Below are 24,542 nucleotides of genomic sequence, written 5' to 3' on the forward strand. Positions count from 1 at the left end.
AACATATGAAAAAAACTAGGAGTGAAACTATGAAGAAAAGAAGTGTAGCTTCTTTGATTGCAGTAGCGGCTGTGGCTACATCTATAGGAACAAGCGCTACTGCCTATAAAGGAGCAGTAAAAAAATCTAAAAATAATGTACTATTATCTAATTCTACAACAGAAAGTAATAAATATGCTGTTGTTATAAATGGAGATAATTCTTTAGTTTTAAAGAGTGATCCTAATAACAATAAAATTAGTAGTTATTTATCTGTTGGAGAAATGTTAACTATAGAAGCTAAAGTTGGAGATTATTACAAAGTAGTTGTACAGGAAACTGGTGCAACTGGTTATATAAATATAAAGAATGCTGAAATTATTGAAAGTGGTGTTAATAGTCCTTTAGAAAGCCTAAAAGAAAAAGGTTCTATTATAAATGTTACTACTGATGTTAGAATAAGAGAAAAAGCAACTATGAATTCTAAGGTATTATCTACTTTACATAATGGTGCTAGCCTACAAATAATTGGAAAGCAAGGAGAATGGTATGAAGTAGATAGTAATGGAATAAAGGGCTTTGTTTATTTTGAATATATAGAGACTAATATTAATTCTAATAGTAATAATAATTCTAATTCTAGTAGTAATAATCTTAATAATAAAGTAAAACATAGTATTAAAAATAATAAGAAATTACTGTCAGTTAACGAAAATTCTTTAGAGGCAGAAAATTATTTGGGGAATTATAGTGTTGCTAGTATTTTAGGCCCAAGTTATTCTGAGGGAAGAGAAAATGCTACTATAGGTCATAGTTTTACTATGAATAAAAACTTGTTTTCAATGGAAAATATTCCTGGTTCTATGAATTATAATATAGTTAATCCTAGTTATGAAATAAAAAAGCAAAGTGCTACTGATTTCGAAAAAAACTATGGTTATAATCCAGCTGAAATAGGACTTAAAGGAAATACTTTAACAGAGCTTGTAGTGGCAGGAAATAATAGTGCTAAGAATAATCCTTATGGATTAAATAGCTTTGGAAGCAATAATGAAATGATTTTTTACGTTGAAAATGGGAATTTAATATTATTTGAACCTACAAGTAATATGGCTTACATTTGTGAAAATACAAATACATATAATAAAGAAATTTTAAGCTTTAATGAAAAAGTTAATGAAGGAAATAATAAAGAGTTTCCTATAAATGTTGATAATTATAAAGAAAGTAATAATTTTAGTGAAGCTGAAACTAATTTATATAACAGAATATTTGATATAGTTAAAGCAAAAATATGGACAACTCCTACGGATAATCAAAGAACTATGACTATGGATATGGGAAATACATATAAAAAAGATGGAAATAGTTATTATAGTGTTTATTTATATAGTATAAATAGTTCAGAAAAAACAAATATAGAGCATTACTATATAGGTACTAATGGAAAAATATTATCTGGAAATAGTTTTGAAGAAAATAATAATGTTAATTTAACTTATAATGAAAGAAAAAATATTATAAGTAAAATAGCAATGGAATATATGAGTCAAAGTACAGGAAATTCTATGTATACTTTCAATTATAATTTAAATAAAAGTATAGTTAGAAATGGCGTTAGATATTATCAAGTTAATGTTTGGTCTAATAATCCAATATATCCTGGAGGACAAAGTATAGAAGAGGGTGATGTTATTTATGTAAGCCCATATGGAAATGTTATAAATACTTATAATAGGATAATTGGAAAGAGTTCCAATAATTTAGAACAAAATTCACTTCAAAATAAGGGAATTGGAAAGAGAGTAAAAAAAGGTTAAGTTATATAGGAAAAATATTATAATTCAGTAATAAAAATAGTGAATTTCATTAAATTAGGATGAAATTTATTAAATTTTTTAAGGATTGAATATTTTATCATAGGTTAATTTAGAAAGAAATGATAAGGAAAGTATTAATAAATTATTTAATTTATTAATACTTTATCATTTTAAATGGATAAAAAATATGATAATAGCAATAAAGGAACATTGAAATAAAAAAGGCAAAGAAATATAATGCAAGATAAGAAAAGCATAGAAATAACTCTATCAGATTTAGGAGGCAGGATGATGAAGAAAAAAACTTTGGCATCTATATTTGCATTTACAGCAGTAGCAACAACAGTAGGGGCAGGAATGGTGTCACAAGGAACAGTAGCTAAGGATAATTCTAACAATAATGAAGTTTTATTAACACAAAATGATGGTGGAAATAATACAAATAAGGTTAGTAATACAGAAGCTACAACTACTAACAATACTCAAAATTCTCAAACTACAGGAACAGCTGTAGTTATTAATGGAAATGGATCTTTAGCATTAATGGGATCTAATTCAGTAAAAAGTAATTTAGTAGGGTATTTATCAGCTGGAGAAATGTTAACTGTTCATGGACAAGATGGTAATTGGTATAAGGTTACAGTTCAAGAAACAGGAGAAACAGGATATATAAATGCAGCTAACCTTCAGTTTATTGAAAGTGGAGTAAATGATCCATTATCAATTTTAAAAGGAAATGGACAAGTTATAAATGTAAGCTCTAACTTAAGAATAAGAGCAGCTGCAACAATGGATTCCAACACTATAGGTCATTTATTAAATGGAAATAGCTTTAAGATAGTTGGAAAAGAAGGTCAATGGTATAAAATAAATGCCAATGGAGTAACTGGATTTGTTTATTCAGAATATGTAGCTCCATCTATAATAAATGCAGTAAGTAATAGTGGAAATGCTGGGAATTCAACAGTAAATAATAATGTTACTACAAATAAAGCAAAATCTGCATCAGAAGCTAATAGCGTAAGTAAGGCAACTTCAAGTAATAGTTCAGTAGCTAACAATAACAGTAAAGAAACAACAAGTACTAATAGTACTGTTAAAGCTAAAACTGTTGACAATAGTACTGCTAAGGCTACAGTTGCTACAAATAGTACTTCAACAGCAAGTAATTCTGCAAGTAAAGTTGAAGCAAATAGTAAGGCAGAAGCAAGTAGTACTGTTAAAAATGGAAATGCTACAGCAACTAGCAATTCAACTGCAAGTGCTACAACAAATAGTGGTTCAGAGGCAAATGCTACAGCAAGTAGTAAGGCAACAACAGTTGCAGGAAATAATGTTTTATTAAGTGGACCTGCACATCATGAAAATAGTGAAAGTGTAAAATCTAATGTTAGCAATTCACAATTATATAATGAAATTTATAATATAGTTAAAGCGAACTTCTGGACTAACCCTAATACAGAAGGTAGTACAATGTCAATGAATATGAATCAAACTTATAATAAAGGTGGAGTAAATTATTATAGTGTTTATGTTCATACAACTAACTCAGATAATGGAGAAGCTAATACAACACATTATTATATAAGTACAAATGGTACTATATTAAATGGAAATGCTTTCAGCAATAATAATGCTCAAGGAGCAAAACAAAATCCTTCACAAGTAAAAGAAGAGGTATCTACTATAGCTAGTGAGTATTTAAATGGACAAGTTAATAGTGGAAGCTTAGTTTATAACATAGATATGAATAACACTACAGAAAGCAATGGAAGTACATTCTATGCAGTTCAAGTGTATAATGGTTCAGTAAATAGCAATAACTATATATCAACTATATATGTAAGTCCAAATGGACAAGTTTTAGGTTCATTACCTAAACAAAATAGTAATGCTAAGAGTAATCATAAAATAGTTAAAAGAACAAAAAGTACAGCAGATGTTGTAAATAAATAAAAAAGAGAGGATGTATCAAATTGCAGATACATCCTCTTTCTTTTTATTTAGCTATATAGGTTCATCATTTGTGACCACTCACCTACGTAAAGAAGCTCTAATATTTTTTCTACAATAGTTTCTAAAATTTCCAAACTCACTTTGTTCAAACAATGGAAATTTTTTCACGAAACTATTGTTCAAAAATAAAGAGCTTCTAGTACTAGTTCAATGGTCACAGCATTTTGTACCTATATAGCTATCTCGGCAGATGAAAAAATACATTTATCTGATAGCTAGAGGTGTAATATTCCTATCTTTTATAAGCAGGAGATAAACAGCCTCACGCTTTTAGATAACGGTCACTAAGCATTCAGATGGAGTCAAAACTCAACCTGAATTAAGTTTTAATTTACTATCCAAGTATTGCTAAAAGTTTTTCTTCTAGGCTCTCATCATCAAATGGATGCTTTTCTTCAAATATATCAAAGTCATCAAATTCATCAAAGTCATCATTTGATGGTTCTTCTGAAGCAGCAACTTTCTTTTCAGCAGCAACTTTCTTTTCAACTTTTTTCTTTGTAGGAGCTGCAGCTTTTTTCTTTACTGGAGCTTCTTCAATAATTTCTTTTTCTATTATTTGAGGTTCAGAAACTTCAGAAGCTTCTATTATAGTTTTTTTCACAGGTATAGATTCTTTGATTGTTTCAGAATCTACAGCTACTTCTTCTACAATAGGCTTTTCAGCAAGAACTTCTTTTTTTATTATTTCTAAAACACCATTGTTATTGTTTGATGGAGCTATAGCGAAGGCTAACTCTTTTAATTCTTCTACAGCATTCTCCATAGCATATGAGTATTTTGCAGACTTAATCATTTCTAAGTCGTTATTTCCATCTCCAAAGACCATTGTTTCTTCTGGGCTTATATTGAAGTGATTTTGTAAAGCTTGGACACCAAACCCTTTACTAACTTCTTTATTTATAATGTGTAGCCACTTAATTGTAGATACAGAAACTTTAACTTTTTTACCAACTAAGCCATCATAAATTTTAAAGGAGTTTTCTTTAGCACCTTTAGGATCAAATATAGTAAATTTAACTACGGGCTTGTCTATTTCTTTTAAGTCATTTACGAATGTAATATCTTCATAATATTTTCTTAACTCAGTTATAAATTCTTCATTTACGTTTTCAATATATGTCATATCCTCAGTACATAGAAGCATGTTATGAGAATTTTTTCTACCAATATCTACGAGTTTATGTACAATAGTTTTATCAAGCTCACTTCTGTATATATTTGTTCCATTAAGGGAACCACAACTACCATTTTCAAAAAGCATTATTAAATCATCTTTTATATCATTAAATTTAAGCTCGAGATTTTTTCTTTGTCTTCCACTTGCTACAGCAAAGAGAATATCTTTATTTCTTAACTCTTTATACACACTAAGAAACTCTTTATTGAGTTCTTCCTTTTCGTTAAGTAAAGTTCCATCCATATCTGTTACAATAAGCTTTATCATCAAGTAACCTCCCTAAATTTATTTTTAAATCTTTTGTTTTAAATCTATTTAAATTTATTTTGTATTTCTAGAAAATAATTATATCATAAAAATCTTTTTATAGAAGGGTTTTTATAAATTTTAATTTTATTAATAGAATTGAAAAAAAGTAATTATACATATAAATTTGTTTAATAATAGCTAATTTAGATATATAATGGATAACCAAATAGGAAAAATTTTAATAATTTATTCCAGAATAATTTTGGGATATTATGGGTTATTTTTTAAAGGGGTTAAATAAAGAGGAGTTGAAGCCTTTAATATTTTAGGAAGTGTCAGTTTATAAATTTATTAAAGGCTTCTTTAATAACTAGAGAGAATACTTCCCTGTTACAATATTAGAATATGCATATTTAGTTATTTTATACATAGTAATATTCTGAAATAAGGAAGACTTAGTTTTTGTAATTAGATTTACAAAATAGGTTTTAATTAGTGGAAGGATTAAAAAATGTTTATTAGATAATTTTTGAAATTATTAGTTTCTTGTAGTTGTGAGAAGATTAGAGCGTTTTTATTACTTTTTTTAGTGATTTTTAATTTGACAATAATTTAATGGGATTTTATACTTGATAAGTACAGATAATTTTAAAAATAAGTAAATAATTTTGAATTTTATATAAAAAGGGGCTTTAACCGAAATGAGGATAAGGAAATTAAAAAATCAATCATTAGAGATTTTGAAGGGAAACTGGATAAATGTTATAGGAGCATCTTTAGTATTTGCGGTAATTCCTTTTTTGATATTACAAGGATTAGATATGAAAGCTATTGGAATATTTGATAACTATAATTTCTATAAGCCTTTTTCTTCAAATATACTTAGATGGTTAATAGTAATTATAGTATTTATAATACAACCATATTTTGTATTATGCTTCATAAAATATTGTTCTAATTTAATGACGAGCAAAAGAAGAATAGCTTATATTGAATGTATTGTTCACTGGAGACAATATTTAAGATTTTTAGGAGTTGTAGTAGTTGATTTTATGATGATGTCTGTTGTTGGATTTATTATATTACAAATAGCAGAAGTAACTTCTTCAAACATCGCTATATCAGCAATTTTCGTAATATTATTTTTTATAGAAGTCTTTGTGGTGTTTATATTTGCATTTCCAGCAGGATTTTTAATAGCTCAAAATCATGGGATAAGCTTTGAAGATGCTTTAAAAACTTCCTTACTTATAGTTAAAAGAAACTTTTGGAGTGTAGCCTATCTTTGGTTAAGCTTTGTAGGTTGGGCAATAGTAGGAATAATAACATTAGGAATTGGATTCATATGGATAGCACCATATGCAACAAGTACAATGGCGCTTTATGTAAATTCTAAGAACAGAGGATTCACTGGAGGAATAACATATTCACCATGGTAATTAATAAGTAAAATAAAAAAGGACTATTTCTAAAGAAAGATTTTATTTCATATTAGAAATAGTCTTTTTGTATTTAGATATTTGATGCTTATAGTTACAAAAATAAATAGTGATTTAAATGTATAAAAAATTGGTGAAGTAAGTTTATAGATATAAGAATAATTAAAGATAAATAACAAGTGATAGATTAAGTATGATTATGCTAAAAATAAGATTAAAAGTTATGAAAAGATGTAAAGAAAATATTTTAAAAAGCACTAAAGAAAACGTTGACACAAAAGTTAATATTTGTTATTATATAAATAAGTAAATTTTAAATATGAACGGATAGTGATTGTTTAAGTACAAGCTAAACCTATTTATTGTTATAGACTCAAAGGAGTTTATTTAAGGTGCAATAAATAGGTTTTTTTATGTAGTAAAATAGATAATAGAATAAATAGAGGGGACAATCAATTTTAATATTAAAAAGGGGGGAATGATAATGGTTATCGAAAAAATACTCAATAATAATGTAGTTATTACAACTGATGAAAATAATAAAGAGATAGTAGTTATGGGAAGGGGTATAGCTTTTAAAAAGCGAATAGGAGATCACATTCCGAAGGAGATTGTAGACAAGATATTCAAGCTTTCTGATCCTAATATGTCTGATAATTTCAAAGAGTTAATAGCTGATATTCCTCTAGAATATATGAAGCTATCTGATAAAATAATTTTAAAATCTAAAGAGAAATTAGGTAAGAAATTAAATGATAGTATTTATATTACTTTAACAGATCATATGTATACTGCAATAGAAAGAGCAAAAGAAGGGATAAAGGTAAAGAATGCCTTGCTTTGGGACATAAAAAGATTTTATAAAGAAGAATTTGCAATAGGGCTAGAGGCTTTAGATTATATAGAAGAAAAATTTAAAGTTAGATTACCAGATGATGAAGCTGGTTTTATAGCATTGCATATAGTAAATGCACAAATGGATCAAGATATAAAAATAATATATGAAATAACTCAAATAATGCAAGAAATTACAAATGTAATTAAGTATTATTATGGCGTAACATTTGATGAAGAGTCAGTATATTATTATAGATTTATTACTCATTTAAAATACTTTGCAGAAAGACTTCTTAAGAATACATCCTATGATAATAATGAAGATGATTTATTAAATGTAATAAAAGTTAAATATAAAAATGCATATAATTGCATAGAAAAAATAGATGAATTTATAAATAAAAAATATAATTATAAGTTAACAGATGAAGAAAAGTTATATTTAACTATTCATGTTGAGAGAGCAATAAGTAAAAGTATTAAGTAGAATATAAATCCTAAAAATTAGGTTTATATATTGGATGGTGACATTAAGTTGGCTAAACCTTCATATTTCAATTAAAAGAAAATGGAGGAATTTAAGTATGGGGAAGTATGAACACCTAGCAAAAAGTATTGTCAAAAATATTGGAGGAAAAGAAAATATCAATGGGTTAACTCATTGTATAACAAGACTTCGTTTTAAATTAAAAGATGAGTCTAAAGCAAATGATGAGATATTGAAAAATATGGATGGTGTTGTAACTGTTATGAAAAGTGGTGGACAATATCAAGTTGTTATAGGAAATCACGTTCCTGATGTTTATGCAGATGTATGTAAAGTAGCAGGTTTAACAGAAGAATCAACTACTGAAGGTGAGGCTCCAAAGGGGGTATTCAACAAATTCATAGATATTATATCAGGAGTTTTCCAGCCAATATTAGGAGTGCTATGTGCTGCTGGTATGATAAAAGGATTTAATGCTTTATTTGTAGCATTTGGATTATATACAGCAACAGATGGTGTATATGTAATGTTAAATGCAATTGGAGATTCAATTTTTAACTTTATGCCTGTAATATTGGGTTATACATCAGCTAAAAAATTTGGAGCTAAACCTTTTGTTGGTTTACTTATAGGAGCAGCTTTATGTTATCCAACAATTCAATTAAGTGCTTTAAGTGCAGCTGGGGAGCCTTTATATACTTTATTTAGTGGGACGATGTTTGAATCACCAGTATATATGACATTTTTAGGACTTCCAGTAATATCAATGAATTATGTTTCTACAGTAGTTCCAGTTATATTAATTGCTTATTTAGCAGCTAAACTTGAAAAAACATTTACTAAGATAATCCCAGATGTAGTAAAAACATTCGTTGTACCAATGTTAGTTTTATTAGTTTCATTACCTATTGAATTTATAGTAATAGGACCAATAGCTACTTTTGCTTCTAATATTGTTGGAGGGGGATTTGTAGCATTATTTAATTTCTCACCAGTAATAGGTGGAATGTTAGTAGGATTATTATGGCTAGTTCTCGTAATATTTGGATTGCATTGGGGACTTGTACCAATAGCTATGGTAAATATGATGACATTAGGAAACGATTCAATATTAGCAGGGATGTTTGGTTCATCTTTTGCTTTAACAGCAGTAGTAGCTGCAATGTATTTTAAATTAAAAGATAAAGCAACAAAAGAATTATGTATACCAGCAATTATATCAGCATTCTTTGGAGTTACAGAACCAGCGATTTATGGAATTACATTACCTAGAAAAACTCCATTTATATTTGCATGTATAGGTTCAGCTGCTGGTGGAGCTGTGATGGGAATTATGAATGCTAAATCATATGTAATGGGGGGACTTGGAATATTTGGTGTTCCTAACTTCATAAATACTGCAACAGGAGATGCAAGTGGTGTTATAGGAGCATTTATATGTATAGCAGTATCTATGGGAGTTGGCTTTGTATTAACATTCTTTTTCTGGAAAAGTGATAGTGTTGCAGAGAATGAAGAATCTAGAAAAGTATCTGCTACAAAGTTAAAAAAAGATATAGTATATAGTCCTATAAAAGGTGAGGTAAAACCTTTATCAGAAATAAAGGATGATGCTTTTGCTTCTGGAGTAATAGGAAAAGGTGTTGTTATAGTACCGAAGGAAGGAAAAGTAGTGGCTCCATTTGATGGAACTATAGTGACATTATTCCCAACTAAGCATGCCATAGGAATAGTATCAGATAGTGGGTGCGAACTATTAGTTCACATAGGATTAGACACTGTTCAATTAGAAGGAAAGTATTTTGAATCTTTTGTAAAACAAGGAGATAAGGTTAAAAAAGGTCAAACCTTAGTAACATTTGATATGGAGAAAATATCAAATGAAGGTTATTGTTTAGAAACTCCAGTGCTTGTTACTAACTACTCTGATTATATAGATGTTATTGAAAATACATCAAAGTCTATAAATAGTAATCAGGAATTAATAACAGTTTTAGCTTAAAAGTATATTAGGAAAAAGATTATAAGTGAAAACTATTAAATAAAAATTTATGGAGGTAGAGTTATGGGATTTAGAAAAGATTTTTTATGGGGTGGAGCAACTGCTGCTAACCAATTTGAAGGAGCATGGAATGTAGATGGAAAAGGACCATCTTGTTCAGATATGTGTACAGGAGGTTCTCATAAAGTAAGTAAGAGAATAACAAGAACTATAGAAGAAGGAACATTTTATCCAAGTCATGAGGCAATAGATTTTTATCATAGATATAAAGAAGATATAGCTTTATTTGCAGAAATGGGCTTTAAAGTATTTAGATTTTCTATAGCATGGACTAGAATATTCCCAACTGGAATGGAAGAAACTCCAAATGAGGCTGGGCTTAAGTTTTATGAAAATGTAATAGATGAATGTTTAAAATATAATATAGAACCATTAATAACAATATCTCATTATGAAGTACCATTTGCTATAACAGAAAAATATAATGGATGGGCTTCAAGAGAAGTAATAGATTTATATATGAATTACTGTGAAGCTATATTTAATAGATATAAAGGGAAAGTAAAGTATTGGTTAACATTTAATGAGATAAACTCAGCTACTATGCCTATGGGTGGATATTTATCTCAAGGCATATTAAATGAAGGTACTACAGATTTTATGAATCAAGTAGATATACCTCAATTAAGATTCCAAGGATTGCATCATCAATTTGTTGCAAGTGCAAAAGCTGTTAAATTAGCTCATGAAATAGATAAAAACTACAAAGTAGGATGTATGCAAATATTTGCAACAATGTATCCATATACTTGTAATCCAGATGATATAGTTGCAACTCAAAGAGATAGTAGAATAATGAATTATTTTTGTGGAGATGTTCAAGTACGTGGAGAATATCCAACATATATGAATAGATACTTCAAGGAAAATAACATTGAAATAAAATGGGAAGATGGAGATTTAGAAATTTTAAAGGATGGTTGTGTAGATTTCTATACATTTAGTTACTATATGTCTATATGTGTAAGTAGTGATCCAGAAAAGGCTAGCACAGGTGGTAATATACTAGGTGGAGCAAAAAATCCATATTTAAAAGCTAGTGACTGGGGATGGCAAATAGATCCTAAGGGACTTAGATATACTTTAAATGAAATATATGATAGATATAGAATACCTATGATGATAGTTGAAAATGGTTTAGGAGCTTACGATAAAAAGGAAGCTGATGGAAGTGTAAATGATGATTATCGTATAGAATATTTGAAAGCTCACATAGAACAAATGAAAGAAGCTTTAGAAGATGGAGTAGACTTAATAGGATATACTCCATGGGGATGTATAGATTTAGTAAGTGCATCTACAGGTGAAATGGCTAAAAGGTACGGATTTATATATGTAGATAAGTATGATGATGGCAGTGGAGACTTATCTAGAAGTAAAAAGAAGAGTTTTTATTGGTATAAGCAAGTTATAGAATCCAATGGTGAAAATTTAGTTAATAATAATTAATTAAAAAATAATTTAAATAAAAAAGAAACATCTTATAACACTAAATTAAAGTATTATAAGATAGTTTCTTTTTGTTTTTATACTATATTTTTTCTTACAGCTCCTAATACTACAAAATAAGTTTCAAATATGATAGGTGCTATTATAGTCACTATTGAAGGGAATAAATAATCCCAAGAATTATAGCTTCCTAAAATTCCGTATGTTGTGAATACTGAGAATAAAGAGAAGCAGATTGATAAACCTATTGTTATAACAAAGCTACCCTTTGTTTCAGTTTTGCCCATTGATGTTAAAAGTTTTGTTCCTGCTATATTAACTAGGCATGCCCAAAATAGGCTGAAGAAAAACATTCCTAAAAATAACTCATTTTCGGAAATATATTTTATACCATGTGATAAAAGCATAAAATTCACCATCCTTATTTGTCTTTTGTTTAATTTGTACATAATATTACAAGTATAAGTATATCAACATATAGTAAAAATGTCCAAGTGATTATAATACTGGTATCACTAATAACATTTAGAACAAGGGTCGTATTTTCCTATAACGGACTCTAATGATACAGCTCTAGCAGTATTTGGGTTCATCTTGCCACAATTGTTTTTTGAGTGATATTTACTACCTGTAGCAGAAAGATATACTGTTTTAGAATTTGTGTTATTGGCACTTTGACTTTCATTATTTTTATTAGAGGAAGATTGAACCTGTTTATTACCATTAGAGTTATTAGAAGAAAATTGAACCTCTTTGTTGTTAGAGCTATTTATAGTATTATTATTAGAATTATTTGTAGTATTATTTTGCTTTGAAGTTATTGAATTTTCTTCTTTTTTTGTGTCTTCGATGTTTTTCTTTTTACCTGATTCATAATTTCCTTCTTTACAGTTAGTTTTTAATCCATTACCAGTTGAAGTGAAGACTATAGTACCACATTGATCTGTTCTATGTAGTTTTAAGTTTTTAGATTTTAATTTATCCATAGTTTCTATATGTGGATGACCATAGGAATTCCCTTCACCAACAGTTATAACTGCAAATTCTGGGTTAACTTTATTTAATAATTCTGCACTAGTACTTGTTCTTGAACCATGGTGGCCAATTTTTATTAAATCAACATCTTCAAGGTTATTTAGTATTTCATGTTCAGTTTCTTCTCCAGCATCACCCATAAATAGAGCTTTATCATTTCCATTTACATAAAGAGTAACTAAGGATTGCTCATTAGCATCAGAGCCACCATTACTGTTAAATAGCATCATATAAGAATTATTTCCAAGTTCAAATTTTTTCCCATCAATAGGAACACTAGGTGGTAATTTTTTATTAGCAGCAGCAGTTATAAAATCTCTGTAAGTTTTAGTGTCTTTGCTTCCATTGGCAACTAAAAGATTTTTTACATCTATATTTTTTATTACAGCATCAAGAGCACCTATATGGTCAGCATCTGGATGGGTAGCAATTATATAATCTAAAGTTTTAACTCCTTGCTTATTTAAATAAGAAACTAAAGAGTCTTCATCATCATTGTCTCCTCCATCAATTAAGACATTTTTCTCACCAGTAATTAAAATAGCATCACTGTTTCCTGTGTCTATAAAATGAATAGAACTCTTTGAAGTTCTTTGAGTGGTAGCATTGTCATCTTTATTATTATCAGATATAGAATTGTGAGCAATATTATTATTTATATTTTCATTTAATTTAATTTTTGATTCATTAACAGTACCACAACCAACTAGTAAAGTAATTGTTAATGTTAAAGTTAAAAAAGTTAATGTTGGTTTTGAAAATTTTTTTAAGTTTAATATATTAAATTTTAATATTAAAAAACATAAAAAAATGCAAAAAATTAGTAACGTAATAAACAATTGAAGTTCCCCCTTAAATAATGATTTTTCTATAACATAGGTAAATATACACTATTGTTAAAGTAATAACAAATCAAATAATTGTAAAAATAATGTATTTATTATTAAGTCATTATATTTTTATAGCTAGTTGAATTAAATTAAAATTTAAAGGTGTAAAATTTAGTTAAAAAAAGTTGTCTTTGAATTAAGTTTCATTTTATGTAATATTTTTATAAAACCATTAATCAAATAAGTTTATAATTATAAATTTATAATTATTTGAATTTATTTTAGAAATAATATTTAAATATATGAATAATAATCTTGATAATAGAGTATTTATTTTTCTTTGTAAATTTTATTAAGAAAATATAAAATTATTGTAGTAAAAAAAAGGATATGAAATATTGAGAATTAGAGTGATTTTTTTTGGTTGATTTCTAATCGGATAGGGAGTTCTTTAATTTAAATAAATATAAGTGTTAGTTATTTTAATAAAAGTGCTAATTTATTTAAATTGATGGATAAATAAAGGGAGTAAACATATGATTAAAAATTTTAATTCACTAAAGTATATTTTGGCAATATCTAAATGTTCATCAACAATAATATTTATTGTCGGAATTATGAATTTAGTTGGCTTTCAGTATTTAGAAGGTATTGATAAATCAATATTATTTATATTGTTAGCAGCAGTAGCGGCTCTTGTGGCAGTACATATTAGTAAGGATATTTCATTTAGAACATTTACAGCGAGATGTAGAACTGAAAAGAATTTAGTAGGGAAGAAAGTAATAACAATAAAGTGGTACTTAAAGTTAATATTATTATTTGGTGGAGTTAAAGATTTTTTATATGATAATCGTATTTTTTCAGAGAATGTGATTATTTTAAATGTATTTAGAGAGAATAAAATTTATTTAGATAAAGTTTTTATAAAAAAGAATAAAATAACTATAGTAATAGAAAGTTTATTTTTAATATTATATACAGCGGGAGTTGTTTTATTTACAATAGTTTGTATTAATCACTTTATTATAATGGCATTACCAGTAGGTTTTCTATTTAATGGAGATAATATGACTATTGTACATAAACCTCTTAGAAAATTATTTTTATAATTAGAATTAAGGTTATATCAAAGATCAATATGGATAGAATTATTCATAGGTTTTGATATAGCCTTAATTTTTTATCTGATAGCTAGAGGTTGTAATATTCCTATCTTTTATAAGTAGGAGATAAACAATCTCACGATTCTAGATAACTGCGATTAAACATTTAGATGGAGTTAAGACTCCACACGAATTAAGTCTAGGTTTATATTTTTAGAATAAAAAATTATATTAGAATTATGTTACAATAATATATTATAAAGTATGTGGAGGTGGGAGTTTGAATAGAGAAACTATTTTACTTAATAAGTTTTATGGATATAATTCTTTTAAAGAAGGGCAATATGAGGTTATTTCTAAAATAATAAGTGGGAAAGATTGTTTTTGTGTATTACCAACAGGTGGTGGAAAATCAATTTGTTATCAAATTCCAGCTCTACTTTTTGAGGGACTAACTATAGTTATAAGTCCTCTAGTATCTTTAATGAAAAATCAAGTAGATGATTTAAAAACTATAGGTATTAGTTCAGAATATATACATGGAGGACTCTCATTAGAAGAAATAGATGGAATATTAAAAAGAGCTTATTTTGGGGAAATAAAAATATTGTACATAGCCCCAGAGAGACTGGACAGCGAAAGTTTTATAAAAAAAGTAGGAAAAATAGACATAAGCCAGATAGCTATAGATGAGGCGCATTGCGTTTCAATTTGGGGACATGACTTTAGAAAAAGCTATTTAAATATAGGAAGATTTATAGAAACTTTACCAAGAAGACCTATAATAACAGCATTTACTGCTACGGCAACAAATCAAGTTTTAGAAGATTCTATAAAACTTTTGAATTTAAAAAAACCTTTCATATATAAAGGAAATCCAAATAGAGAAAATCTTCAAATATATATTCATAAAGAAGAGGATAAATTAGAGTTTGTAACAGACTTTATAAAAGAAAATAATAGTGGCTTTGGTATAATCTATTGTTTAACAACTAAAGAAGTTGATGGATTATATGGATATCTAAAGGATAGAGGTTACAATGTAGGAAAATATCATGGGAAAATGTCCATAGAGGAAAGAAATTTTAATCAAGAGGAATTTTTAAATGATAATATAGAGGTAATAGTAGCTACTAATGCTTTTGGTATGGGAATAGATAAATCTAACATATCTTTTATTATACACTTTACTATGGCAAAAAATATAGAAAGCTATTATCAGGAAGTGGGAAGGGCAGGAAGAGATGGAGAAAAAGCATATTGCCATCTTTTATATAATAGAGAAGATATAGCTTCGGTTGAATATCTTATAAATACTTCTATTGAATTTAATAGGAGAGAAGTAGAATTAAAGAAGCTACAAAATTTTATAGAATTTTGTGATTATGAAGGTTGCTTTAAATACTTTATTATGAATTATTTTGGAGAAAAAAATACTAAGGATTATTGTAATAGTTGTAGTAATTGCTTTAAAAATGAAGAGGTAAGAGATATGACTATTGAAGCACAAAAGATTTTATCCTGTATTTATAGAACTAAGGAAGAAGTTGGAGAGAGTGTTTTAGTAGATATACTTAGAGGAATAAGAGGGCCTAAAATAGAAGAAAGAAAATATTATGAATTATCTACTTTTGCCATAATGAAGGAGTATTCTGGAACATTAATAAGAGATATAATTTCAGAACTTATAGAACAAGGGTATTTGTCTAGAAAGGAAAAAACCTATTCTATGATGAAACTAAATAAAAAGTCCTTAGAAGTTTTAAAGGGAAGAGAAAAAGTATTTATAAAGTTAGAAGAAAAAAGTACAGATCTTTGTTTAGATCAAGAGTTATTTAAGAGGTTTAGAATTTTAAGGAAGGATTTATCTAGAAGAGAGGGGGTAAAGCCTTACATAATATTTACAGACAATCTTTTAATAGAAATAGTAAATAATTATCCAAGGACAAAGGAAGAATTGTCAAAAATAAAAGGGCTTGGGGAAAATAAGCTTAATAAGTATGGGCCTTTTATTTTAACAGTAATTAGAGATTATGATAAATATAAAAAAGCAATAGAAACGGGAGCCAATTAATATATTCATTTAAATTTCACAATGGATTCATTTTAATTATATTTAAGTAGATTAATATAAGTTTTGTAAGGTTCCTCAAAGGAATGTTAATAAGCACAAAACTAAAAATTATATATAGATTGAAAATTTAAATTTAACAGTAAATCTAATTATTCTCCATTGTTTAGTTGTTAATTTTAGTTGTGAATTTGATTGTGTTGAGTTAGTAATTTTTAATTAGGCGTAGTTAAGTTAAATTTTCAATCTGAGTTTTTAGTTAAAATTTTTTTAGCAAATAAAATATTCAAATAAATAAATTTTTGTTAGAAGTTCAAAGATTTTGAACTTTAATTTACAAGACACTATGATAAGGGAGATATCCTTCATAGTGTTTTTTAATTTAGATGGGTGAGTAAATTATGGATAGGTCTTTTAACTTAGTTTATAATAAATTCTTAGAGAGACTAAAAATTTAGATAGAAACTAAAGGATAAAATTGGAGGATATACTAATGAAAAAAATATTAGTAGTAGAAGATGATATACAAATACAAGAACTTATAAGTGAATTTTTAAAGGCGCAAGATTATGAGGTACATACAGCAAATGATGGTGTTCAAGGATACAATAAAGTGAAGAAAGAAAACTACGATTTAATAATAATGGATGTAATGATGCCTAATATGGATGGTTATTCTCTTTGTAAGATGGTAAGAAAGATAAGTAGAACACCTATAATATTTTTAACAGCTTTAGGGGAAGAACAGGATGAAATAAAAGGCTTTGAATTAGAGTGTGATGATTTTATAACCAAGCCATTTTCATTTAATATTTTAATAAGAAGAGTAGAAGCTGTTCTTAGAAGAGCTGAAAGTGTTGAAGAAAAAGATGACAGTAAGAAAGAATTAGTTTTTGAAAAGCTAAAATTAAATGAGGAAACTTATAAAGCAATTTTTGATGGGGAAGAAGTGGAATTAACTTTAAAGGAATTCAATATATTAAAGAATCTTATTGAATTTTACCCAAGAGTAATAACAAGAGAAATGTTAATGGATAAAGTATGGGGTTATGATTATTTTGGAGAGATGAGAGTGGTTGATGCTCATATAAAGAATATTAGAAAAAAAATTGACCCTAATTACATAAAAACTATAAAAGGAGTGGGCTATGTACTTGAAAAACCGATGGAATAAGATGGGGATAACTAAGAAGATATTTATAGGATCATCTGCAATTATAATCATAAGTACTATATTAATATATAGTTGTTTATATGCAGCTTTTCCAAAGGTATACTCATTTTATAAATTAACTAAAAGTGAGGACGCAATTGAAAATGCAGTAAGTAATCCAGCTAATAATAATTTGGTAGCATTAAATAATGAATTAAGTATATTAGCTTTTTGTAATAATATAGGTATATTAGTTAAGAATAGTAACGGAAATATATTAATGGTTACAGATGGATTTTTTAATGAATTAGGTAATAGTAAATTACTTTTAGATGATGGGAATATAGTTCAAGAAAGATTTGGATTAAGTGGTAAAGTTGTTGAGATGAAAACTTACTCACAACCATTAAATGAGAAGTTAAATATAGAAGTAAGAATTCCTATGATGCCTGTTAAGGAAAGTGGAGAGGTTCTTATTTTATTCTTACCAATCGTTGTAATTATAACTATAATTATGGCCATGGGAAGTTTCTACATATATTCTAGATTAATAGGAAGACCTCTTTTAAAAATAAATGAAATTGCAAAGGCAATGGCAAAGCTAGATTTTTCACAAAAAATAGATATAGTTGGAGAAGATGAGCTTGGAGAACTATCTAGAAGTTTAAATGATATGAGTGACAGTTTAGAAGAAAGTATAAGAAATTTAGAAGAGAGTAATAAGAAACTTTTAAGTGATATAGAAAAGGAAAGAATAGAAGAAAAGAAACGTAGAGATTTTATAGCAACCATATCTCATGAATTAAAATCACCTATAACTATAGTAAGTGGCCAATTAGAAGGAATGATATATAATATAGGTTCTTTTAAGGATAGAGATAAGTATTTAAGAAAAAGCTATGATGTTATAGGAGAAATGAGAGGGTTAGTTGAAGAAATTTTAACTTTAAATAAATATGAAAGTGATGCTTTTAAAGTAGAAATGGAAAAGTTTGATTTATCCATATTATTAGATAAAACTATAGAAAATCAAAAATTTCATTTAGGGAATAGAGGAGTGAATTTAAAAAAGAATATAGAAAGCAACATTAATATATATGGAGATGTAAAATTAATAAAAAGAGTGTTAGATAATATAATAAATAATGCTATTAAATATTCTAAAGATGATACAGATATAATAGTTGCTTTAAATAAGAAAGATAAAGCTACTTTGGTTGTAGAAAATATAGGGGATAATATTAATGAAGAGGAAATTAAAAAAATATTTGATCCTTTTTATAGATTAGAGAAATCAAGAAATAGAAAAACTGGTGGTAGTGGTTTAGGATTATATATTGTAAAAAGTATATTGGATAAACATCCTAACATGGAATATAAAATGCTAACAGAAGAGAATAAAATAGTATTTGAAATAGAAATTGAACTATAAAGTAAAAGCAGTGAGATGATTAAAAAATTAGTACATCTCACTGTTTTTTATTTATTAACCTTTTGAAGTAATGACCTTAGAGGCTTTAATAGGAAAAGTGTTGCTAAGAAAGTGCAAGCAGCATTTCCTAGAGAAACTTGAAAACCAAGTATTAAATATGTTATTAAAGATTGACCAGCCATTCCTGTCATTAATATATAAGGTATTTCTATTATAGTTCCTGTCATAAAGGATAGTATAAATCCTGCTATTGCATAAATGTATTCAGATTTAGTTAGTTTAGATAAGAAGTAATATATAAGAGTATATTGTGGAAAAACTACTAGATACATTAAGCTCCATGGAGCAATTCCCCTTGTTAGCATAACTAAGAAGGCAAAAACTAAAGCCGCAAGGTATGATGTTCTTTTATTTAAAGAAACTCCATAAAGAAGAATTATAAACCCAACTAACTCTACATACATAAAAAATGAACCTAAAAAATAAATACAGTATAGAATAGCTGCAAGAACAGCTACTCTAGTTAGTTCTTTAGCACTCATATTAATAAGTATTTGTGAAAACAAAAGTCATATAATTTTGTTTTCCAAGATTTATTTTATCAATAGCAGGAGCTAAGCCAACTTTGTAGTCTAGTTTCTCAGATGGGGAAGAAAATGAATATATCCACCAAGGTCCTTTATCCATATTAGTGGTTTTAAGTCCCTCAAGTCCAAGTAGAAGTGTTCCATATGGAGCTTCATTAGTAGTTTCTACTTTTAACTCATCTTTATTTTCATTTAAAAATTCTTTTAATGTAGTGGCATTAGTTTGGAAAGTTTCCTTATCCATAATTGTTTTATGATTTACTTGATCTTCTATAGTAATAGTTACTGTTTTATCGCCTATAGTTTTCTTTGTCGTAGTAAATTTGTTAGCTGCGATTATTCCAATTGCAACAAGAATTATAAGAATAATTGCAATTATAATTTTGCTTATATTATTTTTTTTCAATTTTAAATCTCCTTTTCTTAATATATTCCTTAATATTTAAGCAATTTAGCTATAATTATACATTTGTAAATTATAATATATTATTAAATTGTTAACAAGTGATAAAAAGAATATAAACCAAGATTTAATTTACAGAAAGTTTTGCTCTAATTAAATTTAAAAAATAGATTGGTTATTTAAAAAATGATGGAAATAGCAATTTTTATAGAAGTAATCTTTAATATGAATATAAAAACTTTGTTGAGCTTCTAATAATGAATAAAATGAAAACAACTTATTAATAAATTGTTAATGAGTAGTTCACAAAATATTAATATTTAGTTAATTGAATATTAATATTTAGAAATAAATATCAATAACAAATAAAAAAATAGTAAAAAATAAGAATTGTTTAATTTAATTTTATAAAGTTATATAATTAAAAAAAAAAAGAAAATTTACTTATCTTTACTTAATATCTAAATTGTTATATATTTTACCTACACGATTAATAATTAGGATATAAAGGAAGTGTAACAAATGATACAAAATTCAAGTATACAACAACCAGCTCAAATTAGAATGGCTGCAAATCAAAATAATAAAGATAAGCAAGCAAAAGCAGGCGATGTAAGAGAAAATACACAACAACAAAACAATACATCTGGAGCTCAAGGAAGTAATACTCAAGCACCAAAAGCAGGACAAGGAAGTAATACTCAAGCACCAAAAGCAGGACAAAGAAGTAATACTCAAACACCAAAAGCAGGACAAGGAAGTAATGCTCAAGCACCAAAAGCAGGACAAGGAAGTAATGCTCAAGCACCAAAAGTAGGACAAGGAAGCAATACTCAAGCTCCAAAAGCAAGCAATAAAAAGGATAATAAAATAAAAACTAAGACAACAGGAAAAACAGATGTGAAAAAGACTTCTAAAAAAGTTGTAAATAATCCTGAAAATGCTCCATTACAAAAACAAATTAAAAATGATCAAAATCAAATAAAAGAGAATACATCTAATAATACTAAAAAAGTGAATGAATTACAAAATCAAATTAATCAAGATAAGGTTAATTCATTAAAATCACAAGTTACTTCAAATGAAAATCAAGCAAAAGCTTTAGAGGGACAAGCTAAAACAGAAGCAACAAATGCTAAAAAAGATAGTGATTGGGGTAAAACATTAGAAGGACAATCACAAAAGTTAAATAATAAAATTAAGAAAATAGAAAATGATGCTAAAAGAGATGCACAACATCATAACGCAAAAGGAGCTAAATCAGATACTGAATATGGTAATTCATTAAAGAAACAAGCTCAAGAATTAAATAATAAAATAGCTAACATTAAAAAAGATGCAGCTAAAGATACAGCAGCAGCTAAAAATGATGCTAAAAAAGCTTCAGAAGTAACAGCTAATAATAAAAAATCAGAAAATCTTTTAAATAACATTGAACAACAACAAGCTCAATTAAAGAAAGATCAAGCTAATGCCAAAAAAGAAGCTGCTAATGCTAAAGCAGATTCACAATGGGAAAATCACTTAGTGAGCAATATAAATAACCTAAAATATCAACAAGCACAACATAAGCTTACTTATAATTATGAAAGTCAAATAGGAAATAAGGCTAAAGCAGCTGTAGCACAACAAAAAGTAAAAGAATTACAAAAACAAATTGATGCTTTACAAACAAAAGCTGCTAAAACATTAAAATATGAACAAAACGACAATAGTTCAGTTCAAAAATATGATCAAAATATTTCAAAGTTAAATAAAGAACTTCAAAAAGAATATGATGAAATAACTCCAAATAAAAAAGCAGCTAAAGATATAGCTAATGCTGAAAATGAAATCAAAGCAGATAATGCTAATACAGCAAAAGCAAATGCAGCATTACAAAAAGAAATAGCTAATGATCAAAAAACAATGCAAGAAAATAATAATAATTTAGAAGCTCAAAATGCACTTAATGCTAAGAAAAATACATTAGAAAAACAAGCTAATGAAAATGCAAAAAAAGCTAATGAGTTAAAAGGTTTAGCAAATACAGATAAAACAAATGCAAAACATGATACAGATTGGGCTAATTCACTTCAAAAGAAAGTTAATGCTTTAAACAAAAAAGAAGCTGAAGCTAAGAAAGATGCAGCAAGAGATGCGAAACATCATGATGCAAAAGGTGCTAAAGCGGATACTGAATGGGCACATAGCTTACAATCACAAATAAATAAATTAAATAAAGAAATAAAAACAGTTAAAAATGATGCAGCTAAAGATACAGCAGCAGCTAATAAATATGAATCACAAGCTAAATCTCATGAAGCAGTAGCTAAGGCAGCTCAATCAAAATTAGATTCAGTAGCTAAAGCACAAAAAGAAATAACTGCTCAAAATAAAGTAGCTCAAACAGAGTCAACAAATGCAAAACATGATACAGACTGGGCAAATACTTTAAAAGGTAGAGTAGCTAAATTAAATTATGACAATGCAGAAGCAAAGCTTACTGAAAATTATTATGGAGCTAACAGTACTCAAGGCAAAAAAGCCGCTAAAGAAATAGCTCAAAATAATAAAGAAATAGCAAAATTAAATAAAGAAATAAAAACAGTTGAAAATGATGCTAAAAAAGATCAAGCTGCAGCTAATAAAGCAGAAACTAAAATAGATTCTTCAGTTAAGAATGTAGAAAAAACTTTAGGATTAAATAATGTTTCAACTTCTGCATTAAAAAATGTTTTAGAAGGAACAACTACAAAGAAAACAGACGTTAAGAACGATACAAAGAAAACAGACGTTAAGAATGATACAAAGAAAACAGACGTTAAGAATGATACAAAGAAAACAGACGTTAAGAATGATACAAAGAAAACAGACGTTAAGAACGATACAAAGAAAACAGATGTTAAGAATGATACAAAGAAAACAGACGTTAAGAACGATACAAAGAAAACAGACGTTAAGAACGATACAAAGAAAACAGACGTTAAGAATGATACAAAGAAAACAGATGTTAAGAACGATACAAATAAGACTGAAGGAACAACTTCATCAACTTCAAGTTCATCATCAAGTTCTTCAAGTTCATCATCACAAGTTAGTGGAGGAAAAGTAGAAACTACTTCAACTTCATCAACTAAAGTTACAGGAAATGGAACTGCAAATGCTAATGGAAGTGCATCAGCAAAAGATGGTTCAGCTACAGCACAATCAAAAACTTCAGCAGAAACTAAAGGAACTGGTAGTGCAAAAGGAACAAGCAGTTCATCAGCACAAGTTACTGGAACAAGCACAAAAGCTGATTCAAAAACTTCAGTAGAAACTAAAGGTGATTCAACTGCAACAGGAACAGCTAGTTCATCAGCTAAAACTGATAAAACAACTTCAGAAACAAATTCAAAAACTTCAGCAGAAACTAAAGGAACTGGTAGTGCAACAGGAACAAGTAGTTCATCAGCTAAGAGCACAGCAACAGGAACAATAGATTCTAGCTCAAATACATCAACAAAAGTAGATGGAACAGGATCAGCAACAGGAACAGCTAGTTCATCAGCAACAGGTAATAAAGCTGATTCAGCAACATCTAATTCAAGTTCATCAACAAAAGTAGATGGAAAAGGTTCAGCAACAGCAAACTCAAGTTCATCAGCAAAAACTGATAAAACAAGCTCAAAAACTGAATCAAGTTCATCATCAAAAGTAGATGGAACAGGATCAGCATCAGCTAATTCAAGTTCATCAGCAAAAGCTAATGGAACAGGATCAGCATCAGCTAGCTCAAGTTCATCAGCAAAAGCAGATGGAACAGGATCAGCATCAGCTAATTCAAGTTCATCAGCAAAAGCTAATGGAACAGGATCAGCATCAGCTAATTCAAGTTCATCAGCAAAAGCAGATGGAACAGGATCAGCATCAGCTAATTCAAGTTCATCAGCAAAAGCTAATGGAACAGGATCAGCAACAGCAAACTCAAGTTCATCAGCAAAAGCTAATGGAACAGGATCAGCAACAGCAAACTCAAGTTCATCAGCAACAGCTAATGGCAATGAGACAAGCAATAAAACTGTAAAAGTAAATGTTTCTAACTCAACTAAACATGATGTAACAGTAAGTTCAAATGCAAATGGTCAAACTGTAGTTAACCATAAAGTATATTCAGCTCCAGCTTCATCAGCAAAAGCTAATAACATGTTGCCAAAAGTTTCAGAAACAAATACAAGCTCAGCATCATTACCTCATACAGGATTAAATGCTCCAAATAAAGCAGAATCAGCTTTAGGATTACTTGGATTAGCAGGTGTAATGGGAAGCTTATTTACAATATTAAAAAGAAAATAATTAAAATAGTTAATATTATTTAAGAGTGTTTTATGGGTTTCAACTTTTCAAAGAAACCCATATTTAAATTTGTATTTTAATCAAAGATAT

General features: G+C 27.7%; 16 protein-coding genes. 11 read left to right on the plus strand and 5 right to left on the minus strand.

Annotated features, from left to right (window positions below; genetic code table 11):
• Positions 1-29 precede the first annotated feature (29 nt).
• Together ARA19_RS07395 and ARA19_RS07400 are read left to right on the plus strand one after the other, a co-directional pair.
• The gene (locus ARA19_RS07395) at positions 30-1,799 is read left to right on the plus strand and encodes an SH3 domain-containing protein (RefSeq protein ID WP_055070341.1); all 1,770 of its coding nucleotides are present in this window, start codon (positions 30-32) and stop codon (positions 1,797-1,799) included.
• A 291-nt stretch (positions 1,800-2,090) separates the two neighbouring features.
• Positions 2,091-3,755 (plus strand): SH3 domain-containing protein, encoded by a 1,665-nt coding sequence (locus tag ARA19_RS07400; protein ID WP_055070342.1) that lies wholly within the window; start codon positions 2,091-2,093, stop codon positions 3,753-3,755.
• Between the two features lie 394 nt (positions 3,756-4,149).
• Here the strand turns inward: ARA19_RS07400 and ARA19_RS07405 are convergent, their stop codons facing one another.
• Positions 4,150-5,262, minus strand: a complete 1,113-nt coding sequence (locus ARA19_RS07405) for a Cof-type HAD-IIB family hydrolase (RefSeq protein WP_055070343.1) — start codon at positions 5,260-5,262, stop codon at positions 4,150-4,152.
• Between the two features lie 683 nt (positions 5,263-5,945).
• Between ARA19_RS07405 and ARA19_RS07410 the strand changes: the two genes are divergently transcribed.
• From ARA19_RS07410 to ARA19_RS07425, 4 genes are all read left to right on the plus strand, one after another.
• The gene (locus ARA19_RS07410) at positions 5,946-6,683 is read left to right on the plus strand and encodes a DUF975 family protein (protein ID WP_055070344.1); all 738 of its coding nucleotides are present in this window, start codon (positions 5,946-5,948) and stop codon (positions 6,681-6,683) included.
• Between the two features lie 484 nt (positions 6,684-7,167).
• Positions 7,168-8,007 carry a BglG family transcription antiterminator LicT gene (gene licT, locus ARA19_RS07415; protein WP_055070345.1) on the plus strand — a complete coding sequence of 280 codons (840 nt, stop codon included), beginning with the start codon at positions 7,168-7,170 and terminating at the stop codon, positions 8,005-8,007.
• Positions 8,008-8,104: 97 nt separating this feature from the next.
• Positions 8,105-10,009 (plus strand): beta-glucoside-specific PTS transporter subunit IIABC, encoded by a 1,905-nt coding sequence (locus tag ARA19_RS07420; RefSeq protein WP_055070346.1) that lies wholly within the window; start codon positions 8,105-8,107, stop codon positions 10,007-10,009.
• Between the two features lie 63 nt (positions 10,010-10,072).
• Positions 10,073-11,518: a glycoside hydrolase family 1 protein gene (locus ARA19_RS07425; RefSeq protein WP_055070347.1), complete on the plus strand. Its 1,446-nt coding sequence runs from the start codon at positions 10,073-10,075 to the stop codon at positions 11,516-11,518.
• A gap of 77 nt (positions 11,519-11,595) precedes the next feature.
• Here the strand turns inward: ARA19_RS07425 and ARA19_RS07430 are convergent, their stop codons facing one another.
• A complete protein-coding gene (locus tag ARA19_RS07430) occupies positions 11,596-11,925 on the minus strand; it encodes a hypothetical protein (protein WP_055070348.1) in 330 nt (109 codons plus the stop codon).
• Positions 11,926-12,033: 108 nt separating this feature from the next.
• The gene (locus ARA19_RS07435) at positions 12,034-13,392 is read right to left on the minus strand and encodes a ComEC/Rec2 family competence protein (RefSeq protein WP_055070349.1); all 1,359 of its coding nucleotides are present in this window, start codon (positions 13,390-13,392) and stop codon (positions 12,034-12,036) included.
• A gap of 527 nt (positions 13,393-13,919) precedes the next feature.
• Between ARA19_RS07435 and ARA19_RS07440 the strand changes: the two genes are divergently transcribed.
• The 4 genes from ARA19_RS07440 to ARA19_RS07455 all read left to right on the plus strand — a co-directional run bounded on the left by ARA19_RS07440 (position 13,920) and on the right by ARA19_RS07455 (position 19,145).
• Positions 13,920-14,495: a hypothetical protein gene (locus ARA19_RS07440; protein WP_055070350.1), complete on the plus strand. Its 576-nt coding sequence runs from the start codon at positions 13,920-13,922 to the stop codon at positions 14,493-14,495.
• 274 nt (positions 14,496-14,769) lie between these two features.
• Positions 14,770-16,563 carry a DNA helicase RecQ gene (gene recQ / locus ARA19_RS07445; protein WP_055070351.1) on the plus strand — a complete coding sequence of 598 codons (1,794 nt, stop codon included), beginning with the start codon at positions 14,770-14,772 and terminating at the stop codon, positions 16,561-16,563.
• Between the two features lie 490 nt (positions 16,564-17,053).
• Positions 17,054-17,734 (plus strand): response regulator transcription factor, encoded by a 681-nt coding sequence (locus ARA19_RS07450; RefSeq protein WP_055070352.1) that lies wholly within the window; start codon positions 17,054-17,056, stop codon positions 17,732-17,734.
• Positions 17,715-19,145 carry a sensor histidine kinase gene (locus ARA19_RS07455; protein WP_055072082.1) on the plus strand — a complete coding sequence of 477 codons (1,431 nt, stop codon included), beginning with the start codon at positions 17,715-17,717 and terminating at the stop codon, positions 19,143-19,145. The genes ARA19_RS07450 and ARA19_RS07455 overlap by 20 nt, the downstream gene beginning before the upstream one ends.
• A gap of 47 nt (positions 19,146-19,192) precedes the next feature.
• Here the strand turns inward: ARA19_RS07455 and ARA19_RS07460 are convergent, their stop codons facing one another.
• Both ARA19_RS07460 and ARA19_RS07465 read right to left on the minus strand, forming a co-directional pair.
• Positions 19,193-19,687 carry a hypothetical protein gene (locus ARA19_RS07460; protein WP_147574378.1) on the minus strand — a complete coding sequence of 165 codons (495 nt, stop codon included), beginning with the start codon at positions 19,685-19,687 and terminating at the stop codon, positions 19,193-19,195.
• 1 nt (position 19,688) lies between these two features.
• Complete coding sequence (locus tag ARA19_RS07465) at positions 19,689-20,138, minus strand: hypothetical protein (protein WP_055070354.1); 450 nt, start codon at positions 20,136-20,138, stop codon at positions 19,689-19,691.
• A gap of 519 nt (positions 20,139-20,657) precedes the next feature.
• On the opposite strand from ARA19_RS07465, the gene ARA19_RS07470 reads away from it, so the two are divergent.
• Positions 20,658-24,452, plus strand: coding sequence for a hypothetical protein (locus tag ARA19_RS07470; RefSeq protein ID WP_055070355.1), 3,795 nt, complete (start codon positions 20,658-20,660; stop codon positions 24,450-24,452).
• Positions 24,453-24,542 lie beyond the last annotated feature (90 nt).

It is taken from the genome of Clostridium massiliamazoniense, from assembly GCF_001403635.1.
Classification (GTDB): domain Bacteria; phylum Bacillota; class Clostridia; order Clostridiales; family Clostridiaceae; genus Sarcina; species Sarcina massiliamazoniense.

Coding starts and splice junctions, on each gene's coding strand:
- ARA19_RS07430 (WP_055070348.1), bottom strand. CDS start 11,925: ATGCTTTTATCACATGGTATAAAATATATTTCCGAAAATGAGTTATTT.
- ARA19_RS07395 (WP_055070341.1), top strand. CDS start 30: ATGAAGAAAAGAAGTGTAGCTTCTTTGATTGCAGTAGCGGCTGTGGCT.
- ARA19_RS07460 (WP_147574378.1), bottom strand. CDS start 19,687: ATGAGTGCTAAAGAACTAACTAGAGTAGCTGTTCTTGCAGCTATTCTA.
- ARA19_RS07400 (WP_055070342.1), top strand. CDS start 2,091: ATGAAGAAAAAAACTTTGGCATCTATATTTGCATTTACAGCAGTAGCA.
- ARA19_RS07470 (WP_055070355.1), top strand. CDS start 20,658: ATGATACAAAATTCAAGTATACAACAACCAGCTCAAATTAGAATGGCT.
- ARA19_RS07425 (WP_055070347.1), top strand. CDS start 10,073: ATGGGATTTAGAAAAGATTTTTTATGGGGTGGAGCAACTGCTGCTAAC.
- ARA19_RS07420 (WP_055070346.1), top strand. CDS start 8,105: ATGGGGAAGTATGAACACCTAGCAAAAAGTATTGTCAAAAATATTGGA.
- ARA19_RS07410 (WP_055070344.1), top strand. CDS start 5,946: ATGAGGATAAGGAAATTAAAAAATCAATCATTAGAGATTTTGAAGGGA.
- ARA19_RS07405 (WP_055070343.1), bottom strand. CDS start 5,262: ATGATAAAGCTTATTGTAACAGATATGGATGGAACTTTACTTAACGAA.
- ARA19_RS07450 (WP_055070352.1), top strand. CDS start 17,054: ATGAAAAAAATATTAGTAGTAGAAGATGATATACAAATACAAGAACTT.
- licT (WP_055070345.1), top strand. CDS start 7,168: ATGGTTATCGAAAAAATACTCAATAATAATGTAGTTATTACAACTGAT.
- ARA19_RS07440 (WP_055070350.1), top strand. CDS start 13,920: ATGATTAAAAATTTTAATTCACTAAAGTATATTTTGGCAATATCTAAA.